This is a genomic window from Nakamurella aerolata (assembly GCF_013002705.1).
Taxonomy (GTDB): domain Bacteria; phylum Actinomycetota; class Actinomycetes; order Mycobacteriales; family Nakamurellaceae; genus Nakamurella; species Nakamurella aerolata.
In genome coordinates this window covers 334,372-348,500 of sequence record NZ_JABEND010000001.1, presented here as the reverse complement: position 1 = coordinate 348,500, position 14,129 = coordinate 334,372, and the positions used below count along the sequence as shown (strand labels likewise).

The following is a 14,129-nucleotide window of genomic DNA, read 5'->3' as shown; positions in this document are numbered from 1 at the left end:
GTAGACCCGGCCACGCGGTCGATCCAACCGATTTCACAGGCACGGGACAGCGCTCGCGGGCAGCGCGAAACGGGTGGCACGGAACGGACGGCGCCGGGGGTAGCCGCGCACCCGCCCCGTTCGGTATGAGCGTGTTGACGCCGGGGGCTGGCAGGATGACCCTCGTGGACCCGCGGGAACCTCATTCCAACGCCGATCAGCTGGCCGACCTGGTCCGACTGCGCCGGGTGCGTGACCGCATCGATCGCGAGTACGCCCAGCCGCTCAACGTCGACGCGTTGGCCCGTGACGCGCTGATGTCACCAGGCCATTTCAGCCGCGCGTTCAAGAAGGCCTACGGCGAGTCGCCGTATGCGTATCTGATGACAAGGCGGATCGAACGGGCGATGGCGTTGCTGCGCAAGGGCGATGCCACCGTCACCGAGGTGTGCTTTGCCGTCGGCTGCTCGTCACTCGGAACCTTCAGCACCCGGTTCACCGAACTCGTCGGGGTGTCCCCCAGCGGGTACCGGCAGCAGGGTGACGGCGCCCTCGGTGGCATGCCGGCCTGCGTGGCCAAGCAGGTCAGCAGACCGATCAGGAATCAAGAAGCGCGGCCGGCGCCGCCGCTCGTACGGTGATCGACATGGACATCACCATTGCTCAGACCATGCTTCCGCACAACGACAACGACGCCTCACTCGGCTTCTACCGCGACGCCCTCGGTTTCCAGGTTCGCAATGACGTCGAATACAACGGCATGCACTGGCTGACCGTCGGCTCACCCCAACAGCCCGATACCGCCATCGTGCTGTACCCGGTGGCCGCCACCCCCGGTCTCACCGACGACGAACGCGCCATGATCACCGAGATGATGGCCAAGGGCACCTATGCCAGCATCAATCTCGCCAGCAAGGACGTCGATGCCGCGTTCGACCAGGTGCAGGCCGCCGGTGCCGAGGTGGTTCAGGAGCCGACCGATCAGCCCTACGGTATCCGCGACTGCTCGTTCCGCGACCCGGCCGGCAACCTGATCCGCCTGCAACAGCTGTGACCGCCGGTACCACCGACCGCCCAAGAAGAAGGACCTCACGCGCGCATGGCAACCACCACCCGGAAGAGCTCGACAACGGCGAAGCCGTCCAGCAGCAACAGGTCCACCCCTCGTCAGAGCCGACGTGCCGACGCCACGCGTGATCGGCACGATGTCATCCGGGTGGTGGGCGCCCGCGAACACAACCTCAAGGACGTCAGCGTCGAGCTCCCCAAACGGCAGCTGACGGTCTTCACCGGGGTCTCCGGTTCGGGCAAGAGCTCGCTCGTCTTCGGCACCATCGCGGCAGAATCGCAGCGACTGATCAACGAGACCTATCCCGCGTTCGTGCAGGGCTTCATGAGCAGCCAGTCGCGCCCTGATGTCGACGTGCTTGACGGACTCACCACCGCCATCATCGTCGACCAGGAGCGGATGGGTTCTGATCCGCGGTCCACCGTCGGCACCGCCACCGACACCGGGACCATGCTCCGCATCCTGTTCAGCCGGCTCGGCGAGCCGCAGATCGGTTCCCCACAGGCGTTCTCGTTCAACGTGGCGTCGATCAGCGGAGCCGGCGCCGTCACCGTGCAACGCAGCGGGCAGACCGTCAAGGAGCGGCGCAGCTTCGAGGTGATCGGCGGCATGTGTCCGCGCTGCGAGGGACGGGGATCGGTCAGCGACTTCGATCTCACCGCCATCTACGACGAGACGAAATCCCTCAGTGAGGGCGCGCTGCTGGTACCCGGGTACTCGATGGACGGCTGGTACGGCCGGATCTTCGCCGGTAGCGGCTTCTTCGACATGGACAAGCCGCTCGGCAAGTTCACCAAGAAGGAACTGCAGCATCTGCTGTACCAGGAGCCCACCAAGATCAAGGTGGAGGGCATCAACCTCACCTACGAGGGCGTCATCGGAAAGATTCAGAAGTCGATGCTGTCGAAGGAACGCGACGCGATGCAGCCGCACATCCGCGCCTTCGTCGACCGAGCCATCACCTTCAGCGTCTGCCCGGAGTGCGACGGCACCCGACTGTCCGAGCTGGCTCGCTCGTCCAAGATCAACGGCATCAACATCGCCGAAGCGTCGGCCATGCAGATCAGCGACCTCGCCGAGTGGGTGCGCGGCATCGACGACGACGAGGTCGCACCGTTGCTGGACGCGCTCGGTGACACCCTCGACTCCTTCGTCGACATCGGGCTCGGCTACCTGTCGCTGAGCCGGTCGGCCGGCAGCCTGTCCGGTGGAGAAGCGCAGCGCACCAAGATGATCAGGCACCTGGGCTCGGCGCTGACCGATGTCAGCTATGTGTTCGACGAGCCGACCATCGGCCTGCACCCGCACGATATTCAGCGCATGAACGGACTGCTGCTGCAGTTGCGTGACAAGGGCAACACCGTTCTGGTGGTGGAACACAAGCCGGAGACCATCGCGATTGCCGACCGCGTCGTCGATCTCGGGCCGGGGGCGGGCAGCAACGGCGGGGAGATCTGCTATCAGGGCACCGTCGACGGCCTGCGCAGCAGCGACACCGTTACCGGCAGGCATCTGGACGACAGAGCCACCTTGAAAGAAGCCGTCCGAGAAGCCAAGGGAGTCTTGGAGATCCGCGGCGCGAACAGCCACAACCTGCGCGACGTCGACGTGGACATTCCGCTCGGTGTGCTGGTAGTGATCACCGGGGTCGCCGGCTCCGGCAAGAGCTCGCTGATCGACGGCTCGGTCGCGAAGCTGGACGGCGTCGTCTCGGTGGACCAGGCGCCGATCCGCGGCTCGCGGCGCAGCAACCCTGCCACCTACACCGGCCTGCTCGACCCGATCCGCAAGGCCTTCGCCAAGGCCAACGGGGTGAAGCCGGCGCTGTTCAGCGCGAACTCCGATGGGGCCTGCCCGAACTGCAACGGTGCCGGCGTGGTGTACACCGACCTTGGGGTGATGGCCACCGTCGCCACCACCTGTGAGGTCTGCGAGGGCAAGCGATTCCAGGCCGAGGTGCTGGAATACACCTTCGGCGGTGATCCCGGCGCGGGCAAGAGTGGCTCCGGGAATCGCGGCAAGAACATCGCCGAAGTATTGGACCTTTCGGTGACCGAGGCCGAGGAGTTCTTCGGCGGCGAGCCCGACAACCCTGCCAGAATCCCAGCGGCGCACCAGATTGTGAAGCGGCTGGCCGATGTCGGACTCGGCTATCTACACCTGGGCCAGCCGCTCAACACCCTCTCCGGCGGTGAGCGGCAACGACTCAAGCTGGCGGTGCAGCTGGCCGACAAGGGCAGCGTGCTGGTGCTGGACGAACCCACCACCGGTCTGCACCTGGCCGATGTCGAGCAACTGCTGGGGCTGCTGGACGACCTCGTCGACTCCGGGCGTTCGGTGATCGTGATCGAACACCACCAGGCGGTGATGGCGCATGCCGATCACCTCATCGACCTTGGCCCCGGAGCCGGGCACGACGGTGGCCGGGTCGTCTTCCAGGGCTCCCCCGCCGAGTTGGTCGAGCAGCGCTCCACCCTCACCGGCCAGCATCTCGCTGAGTATGTGAGCTGACGCCACCACCCTGCGCTGTGGCGGCGGCCAGTAGCGGCCGCAGGTGGTGGCGCGCCTGGCCGGTGGTGCCGAGGTCGGGCTGTTCGGTCAACGCGGCACATCGGCGGTCGACGAGCGTGTCTCAGGGCACCGGTGTGAGCATCCGATGCGGCTCCCGTAGCGCCTTGGCCACCGGATCGTCCCGATCGATGGCTCTGCGACGGACGGCCGGCCGGGTCTCCACGTCGGCGACCTCGGGGACGCGGCCGCAGTCGGGACAGCGGCCACTGTCGTCCAGATCCGCAGCACAGGTGACATGCCGGAATCGACGCGGCGGATGATCGGCCGGCAGATATTTCTGCCCCCAGCTCATCAGGCCGAAGATGGTCGGCCACAGCGCCTTTCCGGCTACGGTCAGCTGGTACTCGACCTGCCGGCCGGTCCGCGAGCGGGTCAGTAGCCCGTTGTCCACCAGGGTGTCGAGACGCTCGGCCAGCACTGCGCGCGAGATGTCCAGGTGCGCCAACAGGTCGGAGAAGTGACGCACACCGTAGCAACAGTCGCGCAGGATCATCAGGGTCCAGCGCTCCCCCACCACCTCCAGCGCCCTGGCCAGGAAACAGTTCTGCTCACGGTAGTCGTTGCCCAGTGCCATGAATATCAATCTAGCGTCAGTCAAGTCTTGTCACCAGACTCGAGATGCAGCAGTATCGGTCTTGTGACCAGACTGCTTGGCCTGCCGACCGCGCGATCGACGGCCCACCGCTATCGCGCCGCGCTCATTCTCGGCTGCCTCGCGACGTTCGTGGCGATGCTCGCCTATGCCGGCCCGCTGGGTAATGCGGTGGTGTTGGACCGGGAGTTGGCTGCCGGCCCGCAGGGTGCCATCTGGATCCTCAGCGCGATGAGCGCCGGCCTCGCGGCCAGCCTGCTGGTGGTGGGGATCCTCGCCGACGACTACGGCAGGCGCCGGGTTTTCCGCTGGGGCGCGGTGGTTTTCGCCATCGGTGCCGTGCTCGCTGCGGCAGCGACGGATGTGCTGATGTTCGTCGTCGGGCGGGTAGTGCAAGGCGCGGGCGCCGCCGGGCTGATCGCCACCGCCGTCCCGCTGATCAACGCGGCCGGAGCCGGGAACCCCCAGCCGGCCCGGACGGCGCGGTGGTGGGGTGCCACCATGGGCGCCGGCATCGCTGTCGGCCCAGTGCTGACCGGGGTGCTCGATCTGGCGAGTGCCTGGCGGTTGTTCTACGCCGGACTTGCCGTTGCCGCGCTGCTCGTCGCGGCTGCGGGTAACCGGGTGTTCTCCGCGGAGCCCGATACCCGACCGCGCCGCCCGGATCTGCTCGGTTTTGGGTTGCTGCTGGCCACGCTGACGTCCCTGTTGACCGGCCTGGTGGAACTCCGCGGCGCCGGGGGCGGCGTTGCGTGGGTCCTGTTCATTGCTGCGGCGTTGTTCGGTGCGGGTCTGGTGGCCTCGCAGCTGCGGCGCACGGTCACGCTGCTCGACGTTGCGCTGTTTCGGCACCGCCCCTTCATCGGCGTGACGGTGGCGGGCTTTGCCACCGGTGCCGGCGTCATTGCGCTGATGTCGTTCTGCTGCACCTTTTTGATCACCGAACTCTCGTTGAGTTCGCTGCAAGCCGGTCTGGTGCTGGCCGTGTGGTCGGGCACCAGCGCCCTCACCGCGATTGTTTCCGGGCGCCGCTCGGGCAGCGTAGGTCCCGGGCGGTTGATCGTTGGGCTCGTCGGTGTCAGTGCCGGATTGCTGTTGCTGCTCAACGTCTTCGCGCCAGTGTCGCCCGCGGAGCTACTACCGGGTCTGCTGGTGACGGGAGCTGCCACCGGCGTGCTGAACGGCTCGCTTGCCGCGCAATCGGTGGCGACGGTCCCCGCCGACCGGACGGCGATGGGAGCAGCGGCCAACAACACCGTCCGCTACCTCGGCGCCTCCATCGGAGTCACCGTGATCAGCGTTCTGGCTCACCCCCAGGCCGGCGCCGTCGCGGGCTGGCGGTTGGTCGCGGCACTCGGCGCCGGGATTTCGGTGGTCGGCGCGGTCGCGGTGGCAGTGCTGACGGCCCGCAGCGCTCGCCACCTGGGTCGCTGCCAGTAGGCTGGCGCGGCGATGCAGTGTGACTACTTCTCTGACGGCAGGTGTGCCTCGTGCACCCTGATGGGCGTGCCGTACCAGCGGCAGCTCGCGGAGAAGCAGCGCGCAGCGGCCACCGCCCTGGCCGCTGCCTTCAACGAAAGCTCCTGGCTTGAGCCATTTTCCAGCCCGCCGAGCGGGTACCGGAACAAGGCGAAGTGGGTGATCGGTGGCAGGCCCACCGAGCCGACCATCGGCATCCTCGATGGCAGCGGGCGGGTCACCGATCTGCGGCACTGCGGCATCTGCGAGCCGCGATTGCGTGAGTCGTTCGGGCCACTCGCCGACTTTGTCGGCGGCACCGGCCTGCCGCCGTACAACGTGCCGCGCCGCACCGGCGAGCTGAAGAACCTCATCATCACCGTCTCCCCTGCCGGCGAATTGATGGTGCGGTTCGTGGTGCGCGCCCGCGCCGACGTTGCCCCGATCGCCGAACGGCTACCGGCGCTGCGACAGGCCCTGCCGCAGCTTCGAGTGGCGAGCGTCAACATCCATCCGGAACACAAGGCGGTACTCGAGGGGAGCGACGAGGTGATCCTCACCGAGCAACAGACCCTGCCGATGACGCTCAACGGCATTACCCTGCAGCTGCGACCGCAGGGCTTCTTCCAGACCAACAGCGCCGTCGCTGCCGGCCTCTACCGCCAGGCCGGCGCCTGGGCCGACGAGCTGCAACCCACGTCGGTGCTCGACATGTATTGCGGCGTCGGCGGTTTCGCACTGCACTGCGCTCCCCGCTCCGCCACCAGCATCCGCGGTGTGGAAATCTCCGATGAGGCCGTCGCCGGGGCCAGGCAGAGCGCGGGCGACCGACCCGGGCCCGAGCGGTTCACCTTCGCCGGAGGTGACGCCGCCGCCGTGGACACGGCCGCCGACCTGGTGATCGTCAATCCGCCCAGGCGCGGCATCGGTACCGAACTGGCGCACGCCCTGAACGCCTCGCCGGCGGCGCACGTGCTGTACTCCAGCTGCAACGTGGATTCACTGGCAAAGGATCTGGCAGCCATGCCGGCGCTGCGGGTGCGGTCGGCGCGGCTGTTCGACATGTTCCCGCAGACCCGGCACAGCGAGGTGTTGGTGCTGCTGGAACGTGCCGGCGGCTAACCGCGTTTGGCGTCCAACTGCTGCTTCTTCGGGAAATACCAGTTCATCACCTGGCGGAGCTTGTCCGCGTCGGAGCGGGCCCAGTTGCGCATCAGCTCGGCGCCGAACGAGATGGCGGTGATCGGTTGTGCCCCAGCGGCAATCATCCGGTCGAAGGCCCGGTCGTGCGAGACCTGGCTGATCCCGCCGACGGCGTCGGCCACCGGAAACACCCGATAGCCCTCGGCCAGCATGTCCAGCGTCGGGAAAGTCAGGCAGACCTCGGTCCACAGACCGCCGATCACCACGTTTCGCCGTCCAGACGTCTCGATCGCGGCCCGGAAGTCCGGGTCTTCCCAGGCGTTCACACCGGAACGGTCGATCTCCTTGACCCCGGGTAGCTCATCAAGGATCGCCTTGTTGGTGCCCTTGTTCTTGCCCATGTCGACCCCGACCGTGGACAGCACCACCGGAACCTGGTACGCCGTCGCGAGTTTCGCCACGGCGAGGACGTTCAGGTCTATCTCCTCCGGCGTGCTGGAGGTGACCGTCGAGTACTGCTCCGGCTGATAGTCGATCAGCGCGACGATGCAGTTCTGCGGGGTGAGCAGGTGGTCGGTGGCCGGATCACGGACCGGCTCCGGCTGGGTCTTGGGACTGGACTGGCTCATCGGTGAGTTCCCTTCCGGTTGGCTGGAGGCTCGTCAGCGCTGCTTCGGCGTGGCCCGCATGTGCATGCGTTCGCCCTGTGGACCGAACAACACCAACAGTTCTACCGGCCCGGGGCCGGCCGCGCCGAACCAGTGCGGCACCCTGGTGTCGAACTCGGCGGCCCACCGGACCTGAGGACGACACCGAGGTGGCGCTGGCAGCGCTCGACGGTCGCCGCGTCGAGGTATGAGTCGCGGCCTGACCGGCAGCACCAATGCCGCTCAGTCGATCCGCAGACCCACCCGACGCAGGAAGTCGTTGCTGAACCTGCCGTTCGGGTCCCAGCGCTGCACCGCGTCCGCGGCGTCGCCGAACCGCGGGTAGAGCTGGTTGAGCCGGTCCGCCGGCGTGGCGAACAGTTTGCCCCAGTGCGGCCGGGCGCCCAGTGGGCCGAGCCTTGCCTCCAATTCCGGCAGCAGCGCCTGCACTCCCGGTTGATCCGGTTTCCAGGTGAAGTGCACGGCAACGGAGTCGGTCTGGTAGGCCGGGGACAACCAGAAATCGTCGGCGGCGACGGTCCGGACCTCCGTCGTGGTGGCCAGTGCCGGCAGCCGGCCGCCCAGCTGCCGCAGCTGCTCCAACGCCGCCGCGGCATTGCCGATGGGCATCAGATACTCGGTCTGCAGTTCGTCACCGGAACTCGGAGTTGCCTCCAGCCGGAAATGCGCCAGCCGCAGATGCCATGGCCCTACGTCGCCGAGCTGGGGCGTGCACGCGCTCGGGTCCACCCCCGGCGTCAGGTGCATCATCCGATCGGCCGGTCGGCCGCCGAAGAAGTCGGGGGTGCTTGCGGCTGCGGCCGAATCCGTTACCCCCCGCGGAGTTTCCTCCCTTGCGACCGCCGGGAAGCGGCGCTTGACGAAGGCCATGGACTCGGGGGCAGCGCCGTCCTGGGTCCATTGCGGCAACACGCTGACCGAGTAGCCGCCCGCGGCGATCTGGGCGAACTCGGTGGTGAGCCGATCCCAGGGCAACCCGAGGTAAACGGTGGTGGCGACGTCAAAGGTCGGTTCCAGTCGCAGGGTCAGCGCGGTGATCACCCCGAACGCGCCGAGATGCGTTGCCAACGCCGGGAAGTCGGGATCGTCGTCGCGGCCCACCTGGCGCAGTTCGCCGTCCGCGGTGAGCACCTCGAACCCGACCACCGCGTCGGCCAGCATCTTGTTGCCCACCCCAGAGCCGTGGGTTCCGGTGGCGATCGCTCCCGCCACCGAGATGTGCGGCAGCGACGCGAGATTCGGCAGAGCCAACCCTGCGGCCTGCACCGCAGGCGCGATCTCGCCGTAGCTGGCGCCGCCGTCGATCCGCACGGTGCGGGCCGCGGTGTCGACCTCGCACACCCGCGGCAGCGAACGCAACGTCAGCAGCGTCCCGGTGGTGTCGGGCAGATCGTTGAAGGTGTGGCCGGTGGCCGCCACCCGCAGCCGGCCGGCTGCCGGTCCGGTGTCGGCAAGCAGGTCCCGCAGCTGGGCCGCCGTTGTCGGCTCGGCGAGGGCCGCGGCGCGATAGCGGTAGTTGCCCGCCCAGTTGGTGTGCCTCATCCGGCGAGTCTAGGGCGCCCGCCGCTCACGCCACCCGGCTGCAAGCCCGGACAGCACTCCGACAGCTTCCTGGACAGCATCCCGGGAACAGCATCACGGGACAACTCAGCCGTCGTTGGAGCTGCGCCACCGGAAGGTCAACAGGCACAGCACCATTCCGATGACGGCCCAGAGGCCCAGCATGCCGAACACCTTGCCAAGCTCCCACGCGCCGGCCGGTTCGTTGCCCTTGGCCGCGTCCGGCAGGAAGGCGTAGCGCAAGCCCTGGGTGAGCCACTTCAGCGGGAAGATCGCCGCCACTTCCTGCAGCCAGGTCGGCAGCTGATAGAACGGGAAAAAGACACCCGAGATGAACTGCAGCACAAGCGCTATCGGGGTGACCAGGGCCGGCGCGCTGCTGCCGGTGCGCGGCAGCGACGAGAAGGCGATGCCCAGTAGCGTCAGGGTGGTGGTGCCGAGCAGCACCAGCGCGATCAGCACCAGCCAATGGTTGGCGTCGACGGGTAGCTTGAGCCCGAACATGATCATCCCCACCACGGTGAGCAGGATGATCTCGAGGAGCATCACGAACAGCACCATGGCGACCTTGCCGATGAAGTACGCGGCCTTGGGCATCGGGGTGCCCCGCAGCCGCTTCAACAGGCCGTCGTCGCGTTCGATCGGAATCTGAATTGCCAGGGTCTGGAAGCTGGACGCCAGAATGCCTGCGCCGATCATCCCGGGGACGAAGTAGGTGGCGAAATTGATGCCGCCATCGGCCTTGTTGCTGCCGAAGATCGTCCCGAAAAGGACCAGCATGATCACCGGGAAGGCGAGGGTGAAGACCACCGACTCCTTCTGGCGCAGAAAGGCTTTGATCTCGGCGACGGCGCGGGCCCTGCACATCGCGGCCAGGCTGATACGCCGGCCCGACCCTGCCCGTACCGAGGTGTTGGTCTGGCTGGTGCTGCTCATGCGGCCGGAACTCCGATCATCTTCAGGTAGACGTCTTCCAGACTTGGCCGGGCCACCGTCAGCTCCGGGATCTCGGCATTGTCGAAGCGCTGCATCAGTTCCCTGACCGTCTCGGTGGGGGTGTTGGTGCCGATGCTGACCAGCTCGCCGCTCGGATCGCGGTAGCGCACGGTGGCTTCGGCGCCGTGCCGGCCGCCCAGCCGGTCTGGGGTGTTGACCTCGATCACCTTGCCGGCGTTGATGACGCCAACCCGGTCGGCGAGGGCCTCAGCCTCGTCCAGGTAGTGCGTGGTCAGCAGGATGGTGGTGCCGTCGGCGCGCAGTTGCCGGATGAGGTCCCAGAACTGCCGGCGGGCCTCAGGGTCGAAGCCGGTGGTCGGCTCGTCGAGGAACAGCAGCTCGGGGCGGCCGATGATGCCCAGGGCAACGTCCATCCGGCGCCGCTGCCCGCCGGACAGCGCGGTGAGCTTGGCGTCGGCCTTGCCCGACAGGCCCACCAGCTCCATCAACTCGTCCGCTCCCCTGGCGTTCGGGTAATAGTACGAGAACGTGCGCAGCGATTCCCGCACCGTCAGCAGCGAAAGGTCTTTGGTGTTCTGCAGGACGATGCCGATCCGTTCCCGCCACCTGGTGCCGGCGGTCTGCGGGTCTTCACCGAGCACGGAGACCTCGCCGGCGTCGCGGTGCCGGTAACCCTCGAGGATCTCGACGGTGGTGCTCTTGCCGGCGCCGTTCGGCCCGAGCAGCGCGAAGATCTCGCCGGTGTTGATGCTCAGATCAACACCGTCGACGGCAGCGGTCGTCACCTTCTTCGTCGTGTAGGTCTTGCGAAGCCCCGACACCTGCACGGCTTGTGTCATGGCGCTGATTGTGCCGGATTGCTCGGAGGTATCCGGAATCGGCATGGCCGGTCGAGCAAATCTGTCCGCACAACCCGCGTGGGCGCAAGTGTCGCGCCGGTCACCCGATGCGGAATCCGGCCGCGGCGCCTGCCACCATGGACTGGTGAAAGCTTTGCTGTTGGAAAATGTGCACCCGCTGGCGGTCGATCTGCTCACCGAGGCCGGCTATGAGGTCGAGACCCGCTCCGGTGCGATGGACGAGGACGAGCTGATCGCGGCGCTGGACGGCGTGTCGCTGCTCGGTATCCGCTCCAAGACCGAGGTGACCGACCGGGTGCTGCAGGCCGCGCCCGAGCTGCAGGCCATCGGCGCGTTCTGCATCGGCACCAACCAGATCGATCTGCTCTCCGCGGCCGGCCGCGGCGTCGTTGTGTTCAACGCGCCGTTCTCCAACACCCGTTCCGTCGTTGAGCTGGTGATCGCCGAGATCATCATGCTGGCGCGGCGGCTCACCGAGAAGGACACCGCGCTGCACAACGGGGTCTGGGACAAGCAGGCCACCGGCAGCCACGAGATCCGCGGGCGAAAGCTGGGCATCGTCGGGTACGGCAACATCGGCTCGCAGCTCTCGGTGGTGGCCGAGGCACTCGGCCTGCAGGTGTTCTTCTACGACACCGACGACAAGCTGGCGCTGGGCAACGCGCAGCGCTGTTCGTCGCTGAACGAGCTGCTGGACAACGCCGAAGTGGTCTCGCTGCATGTCGACGGGCGGCCTGGCAACGCCGGCTTCTTCGGTGCCGAGCAGTTCGCCAGGATGCGACCGCGCTCGCTGTTCCTGAACCTGTGCCGCGGATTCGTCGTCGACTACCAGGCGCTGGCCGACAACCTGCGGTCCGGTCACGTCGCAGGCGCCGCCGTCGACGTCTTCCCGGACGAACCCAAATCCCGCGGTGATGCCTTCGGCTCGCCGCTGCAGGGCATTCCCAACGTGATCCTCACCCCGCACATCGGCGGGTCCACCGAGGAGGCGCAGGAGGACATCGGCCGGTTCGTCGCCACCAAGCTGCGCGACTACCTCGGTCTCGGGACCACAACGTTGAGCGTCAACCTGCCGTCGCTGTCGCTTCCGCAGCGCCCTGGCGACCGGCGCATCGTGCACTTCCACGTCAACTCCCCCGGTGTGCTCGCCAAGATCAACGGACTGCTCGGCGATCACGGCGTCAACATCGAGGGCCAGGTGCTGAACACCCTGGGACAGAACGGCTATGTGGTGACGGACGTCGCCAAACTGCCGGAGCATCTGATCGAGGAGCTGTCGGCGATGCCGGAGACTATCCGGCTGCGCGTGCTGTAGCCGGGACCGCTCGGTGACCGCGGCGGGCGAACCACGCCGCCGGCCGACGCCGTTGCGTGTGACGATGTCGCGGTGAACGTTGCGTTGGGCATCGGCGCGCTCGCGCTCGCCGTGATCCTGTTCGACCGGGTGGCGCATCGGCTGGGCCTGTCCGCTCCCCTTGTGCTGATGCTGGTCGGCATCGTCGCCTCGTTTCTGCCGTTCATTCCCGAGGTGCGGCTGACCGAGGAGATGGTGCTGCTCGGATTGCTGCCGCCGCTGTTGTATTCGACGGCTATCCGCACCTCCGTTGTCGACTTCCGGGTCAACATCAGGGTGATCGGCTACCTGTCGGTGCTGCTGGTGGGGGTGACGGCGCTGGCCGTCGGCGTGGTCGCCTGGGCGGTGCTGGATCTGCCGTTCGCCGTCGCCTTCGCGCTCGGCGCGGTGGTGGCCCCGCCGGATGCGGTGGCGGCGACCGCGGTGGCCCGCAAGGTCGGGTTGCCGCGGCCGCTGGTGTCGATCCTGGAGGGCGAGTCGCTGGTGAACGACGCCAGCGCTATCACCTGCCTTCGCACCGCGATCATGGCGATCGGCGGGGTCGCGACGGTTTGGACGGTCGGTGAATCGTTCCTGCTCGCCCTGGTCGGCGGCGCGCTGATCGGCACCGTGGTGGCCGCCGTCGCGGTGTGGGTCCGCAGGCGGCTCACCGACGCCGTCACCGACACCGCCATCTCGTTCGTGATGCCGTGGGCGGCGTACCTGCCGGCGGAAGAACTGCACTTCGGGGCGATCGGGTCGTCCGGCGTGATCGCCGTTGTCACCTGCGGGCTGATTCTTGGTCACAAGGCGCCGCTGATTCAGACCGCGCAGTCCAGGATGGCCGAGCGCACCAACTGGTCGACCATCCAGTTCCTGCTGGAGAACGCGGTGTTCCTGCTGATCGGGCTGCAGACCAGGTGGATCATCCAGGAGGTGGGCCGCGACGGCGCCGGCATCGGGACTGTGATCGGCTTCTGCGCCGCCGTGTTCGGCACCGTCGTGGTGGTGCGGATGCTGTGGGTGTTGCTCGGTCGGGTGCTGTTGTTCCGCAAGCTGCCCGGCAGTGACGAGCGGTCGCCGGTGTCGTGGGCGGTGATCGTCGGCTGGGCCGGGATGCGCGGCGTCGTCACCCTAGCGGTGGCGTTCCTGATCCCGGAGGACGTGCCGCACCGGCAGCTGCTGCTGTTGTCCGCCCTGGTGGTGACGGCGGGCACGCTGTTGATCCAGGGCACGACGCTGCCGTGGCTGGTGCGCCGGCTCGACGTCCGTGGACCCGACCCGCGGCAGGACGCGCTGGCGGCGGCGACGGTGCTGGAAACCGCTGGGCGGGAAGCCATCTCGGCGCTCGACCAGCTCGATGAGGTGTCCGACGAGACCAGGGCCGTTGTCACCGACCGGATCCGGCGGCGCACCGATCAGATCTGGGAGAAGCTCGGCGGCGGCGGTTCCGCCACTCCGTCGGATGAGTACCGCAGGGTGCGGCTTTACACCCTTGGGGTGGAACGGCAGGCGGTGGTGGACATGCGCAGCCATGGCAACGTCGACCAGACCGTGCTCAGCTCGGTGCTGTCCGCGTTGGATGTCGAGGAGTCGATGCTGACCGTCGCTGGCGGGCAGTCCGAGCGGCACACCGGCGACGAGGTGCACGCCGACCGGCTGGCCCCGCCGGAGTGCGAGCATTTGCGCGCGGCCAGCCGGCGCACCGAACCGACCAGCGACCACTGTCTCGACTGCGACCGGGAGGGCACCGTGCCCGTACACCTGCGGATGTGCCTGGCCTGCGGCAACGTCGGCTGCTGCGACTCCTCGGTCGGCCGGCATGCCGAACGTCACTCGCACCAGACCGAGCACCCGGTGATGCGCAGCTTCGAGCCGAACGAGACCTGGCGTTGGTGCTACCTCGACGAGCAGATCGGCTGAGCGGCACCGGCCACCC

At 67.8% G+C, this 14,129-nt stretch carries 12 protein-coding genes and 1 pseudogene; 7 read left to right on the top strand and 6 right to left on the bottom strand.

The features are described 5' to 3' along the window. Positions 1 to 155: 155 nt before the first annotated feature. The 3 genes from HKD39_RS01505 to HKD39_RS01495 are packed head-to-tail and all read left to right on the top strand — an operon-like array spanning position 156 to position 3,559. Positions 156 to 620, top strand: coding sequence for a helix-turn-helix transcriptional regulator (locus HKD39_RS01505; protein WP_171198058.1), 465 nt, complete (start codon positions 156 to 158; stop codon positions 618 to 620). Between the two features lie 5 nt (positions 621 to 625). Continuing rightward, the gene (locus HKD39_RS01500) at positions 626 to 1,033 is read left to right on the top strand and encodes a VOC family protein (RefSeq protein ID WP_171198057.1); all 408 of its coding nucleotides are present in this window, start codon (positions 626 to 628) and stop codon (positions 1,031 to 1,033) included. 45 nt (positions 1,034 to 1,078) lie between these two features. Next, positions 1,079 to 3,559, top strand: a complete 2,481-nt coding sequence (locus tag HKD39_RS01495) for an ATP-binding cassette domain-containing protein (RefSeq protein WP_171198056.1) — start codon at positions 1,079 to 1,081, stop codon at positions 3,557 to 3,559. A 121-nt stretch (positions 3,560 to 3,680) separates the two neighbouring features. On the opposite strand, the gene HKD39_RS01490 is transcribed toward HKD39_RS01495, so the two are convergent. Further along, positions 3,681 to 4,193: a winged helix-turn-helix transcriptional regulator gene (locus HKD39_RS01490; protein ID WP_171198055.1), complete on the bottom strand. Its 513-nt coding sequence runs from the start codon at positions 4,191 to 4,193 to the stop codon at positions 3,681 to 3,683. 63 nt (positions 4,194 to 4,256) lie between these two features. Here HKD39_RS01490 and HKD39_RS01485 point away from each other — a divergent pair, with 63 nt between their 5' ends. Together HKD39_RS01485 and HKD39_RS20195 are read left to right on the top strand one after the other, a co-directional pair. Further along, entirely contained in the window at positions 4,257 to 5,651 is a 1,395-nt protein-coding gene (locus HKD39_RS01485; RefSeq protein ID WP_171198054.1) for an MFS transporter, read from the top strand. 60 nt (positions 5,652 to 5,711) lie between these two features. Beyond that, positions 5,712 to 6,791 (top strand): methyltransferase domain-containing protein, encoded by a 1,080-nt coding sequence (locus HKD39_RS20195; protein WP_343074556.1) that lies wholly within the window; start codon positions 5,712 to 5,714, stop codon positions 6,789 to 6,791. Here HKD39_RS20195 and HKD39_RS01475 read toward each other — a convergent pair. From HKD39_RS01475 to HKD39_RS01460, 5 genes and pseudogenes are all read right to left on the bottom strand, one after another. Further along, on the bottom strand, positions 6,788 to 7,441 hold the full coding sequence (locus tag HKD39_RS01475) for an isochorismatase family protein (RefSeq protein ID WP_171198052.1): 654 nt from the start codon (positions 7,439 to 7,441) through the stop codon (positions 6,788 to 6,790). The genes HKD39_RS20195 and HKD39_RS01475 overlap by 4 nt on opposite strands. A gap of 33 nt (positions 7,442 to 7,474) precedes the next feature. Further along, a pseudogene (locus HKD39_RS20190) lies at positions 7,475 to 7,603 on the bottom strand (XRE family transcriptional regulator); the annotation flags it as partial. A 99-nt stretch (positions 7,604 to 7,702) separates the two neighbouring features. Continuing rightward, positions 7,703 to 9,022, bottom strand: coding sequence for an FAD-binding protein (locus HKD39_RS01470; protein ID WP_171198051.1), 1,320 nt, complete (start codon positions 9,020 to 9,022; stop codon positions 7,703 to 7,705). A gap of 105 nt (positions 9,023 to 9,127) precedes the next feature. Next, entirely contained in the window at positions 9,128 to 9,976 is an 849-nt protein-coding gene (locus HKD39_RS01465) for an ABC transporter permease (RefSeq protein WP_171198050.1), read from the bottom strand. Continuing rightward, a complete protein-coding gene (locus HKD39_RS01460) occupies positions 9,973 to 10,836 on the bottom strand; it encodes an ABC transporter ATP-binding protein (protein WP_171198049.1) in 864 nt (287 codons plus the stop codon). The genes HKD39_RS01465 and HKD39_RS01460 overlap by 4 nt, the downstream gene beginning before the upstream one ends. Before the next feature lie 145 nt (positions 10,837 to 10,981). Here HKD39_RS01460 and serA point away from each other — a divergent pair, with 145 nt between their 5' ends. Together serA and HKD39_RS01450 are read left to right on the top strand one after the other, a co-directional pair. Beyond that, complete coding sequence (gene serA / locus HKD39_RS01455) at positions 10,982 to 12,172, top strand: phosphoglycerate dehydrogenase (RefSeq protein ID WP_343074518.1); 1,191 nt, start codon at positions 10,982 to 10,984, stop codon at positions 12,170 to 12,172. Between the two features lie 72 nt (positions 12,173 to 12,244). Further along, positions 12,245 to 14,113: a cation:proton antiporter domain-containing protein gene (locus HKD39_RS01450; RefSeq protein ID WP_171198047.1), complete on the top strand. Its 1,869-nt coding sequence runs from the start codon at positions 12,245 to 12,247 to the stop codon at positions 14,111 to 14,113. Positions 14,114 to 14,129: the final 16 nt, after the last annotated feature.

Bases quoted from the DNA above. Each gene is read 5' to 3' on its own strand.
- HKD39_RS01505 (WP_171198058.1), top strand. From the start codon at position 156: ATGACCCTCGTGGACCCGCGGGAACCTCATTCCAACGCCGATCAGCTG.
- HKD39_RS01500 (WP_171198057.1), top strand. From the start codon at position 626: ATGGACATCACCATTGCTCAGACCATGCTTCCGCACAACGACAACGAC.
- HKD39_RS01495 (WP_171198056.1), top strand. From the start codon at position 1,079: ATGGCAACCACCACCCGGAAGAGCTCGACAACGGCGAAGCCGTCCAGC.
- HKD39_RS01490 (WP_171198055.1), bottom strand. From the start codon at position 4,193: ATGGCACTGGGCAACGACTACCGTGAGCAGAACTGTTTCCTGGCCAGG.
- HKD39_RS20195 (WP_343074556.1), top strand. From the start codon at position 5,712: ATGGGCGTGCCGTACCAGCGGCAGCTCGCGGAGAAGCAGCGCGCAGCG.
- HKD39_RS01475 (WP_171198052.1), bottom strand. From the start codon at position 7,441: ATGAGCCAGTCCAGTCCCAAGACCCAGCCGGAGCCGGTCCGTGATCCG.
- HKD39_RS01470 (WP_171198051.1), bottom strand. From the start codon at position 9,022: ATGAGGCACACCAACTGGGCGGGCAACTACCGCTATCGCGCCGCGGCC.
- HKD39_RS01465 (WP_171198050.1), bottom strand. From the start codon at position 9,976: ATGAGCAGCACCAGCCAGACCAACACCTCGGTACGGGCAGGGTCGGGC.
- HKD39_RS01460 (WP_171198049.1), bottom strand. From the start codon at position 10,836: ATGACACAAGCCGTGCAGGTGTCGGGGCTTCGCAAGACCTACACGACG.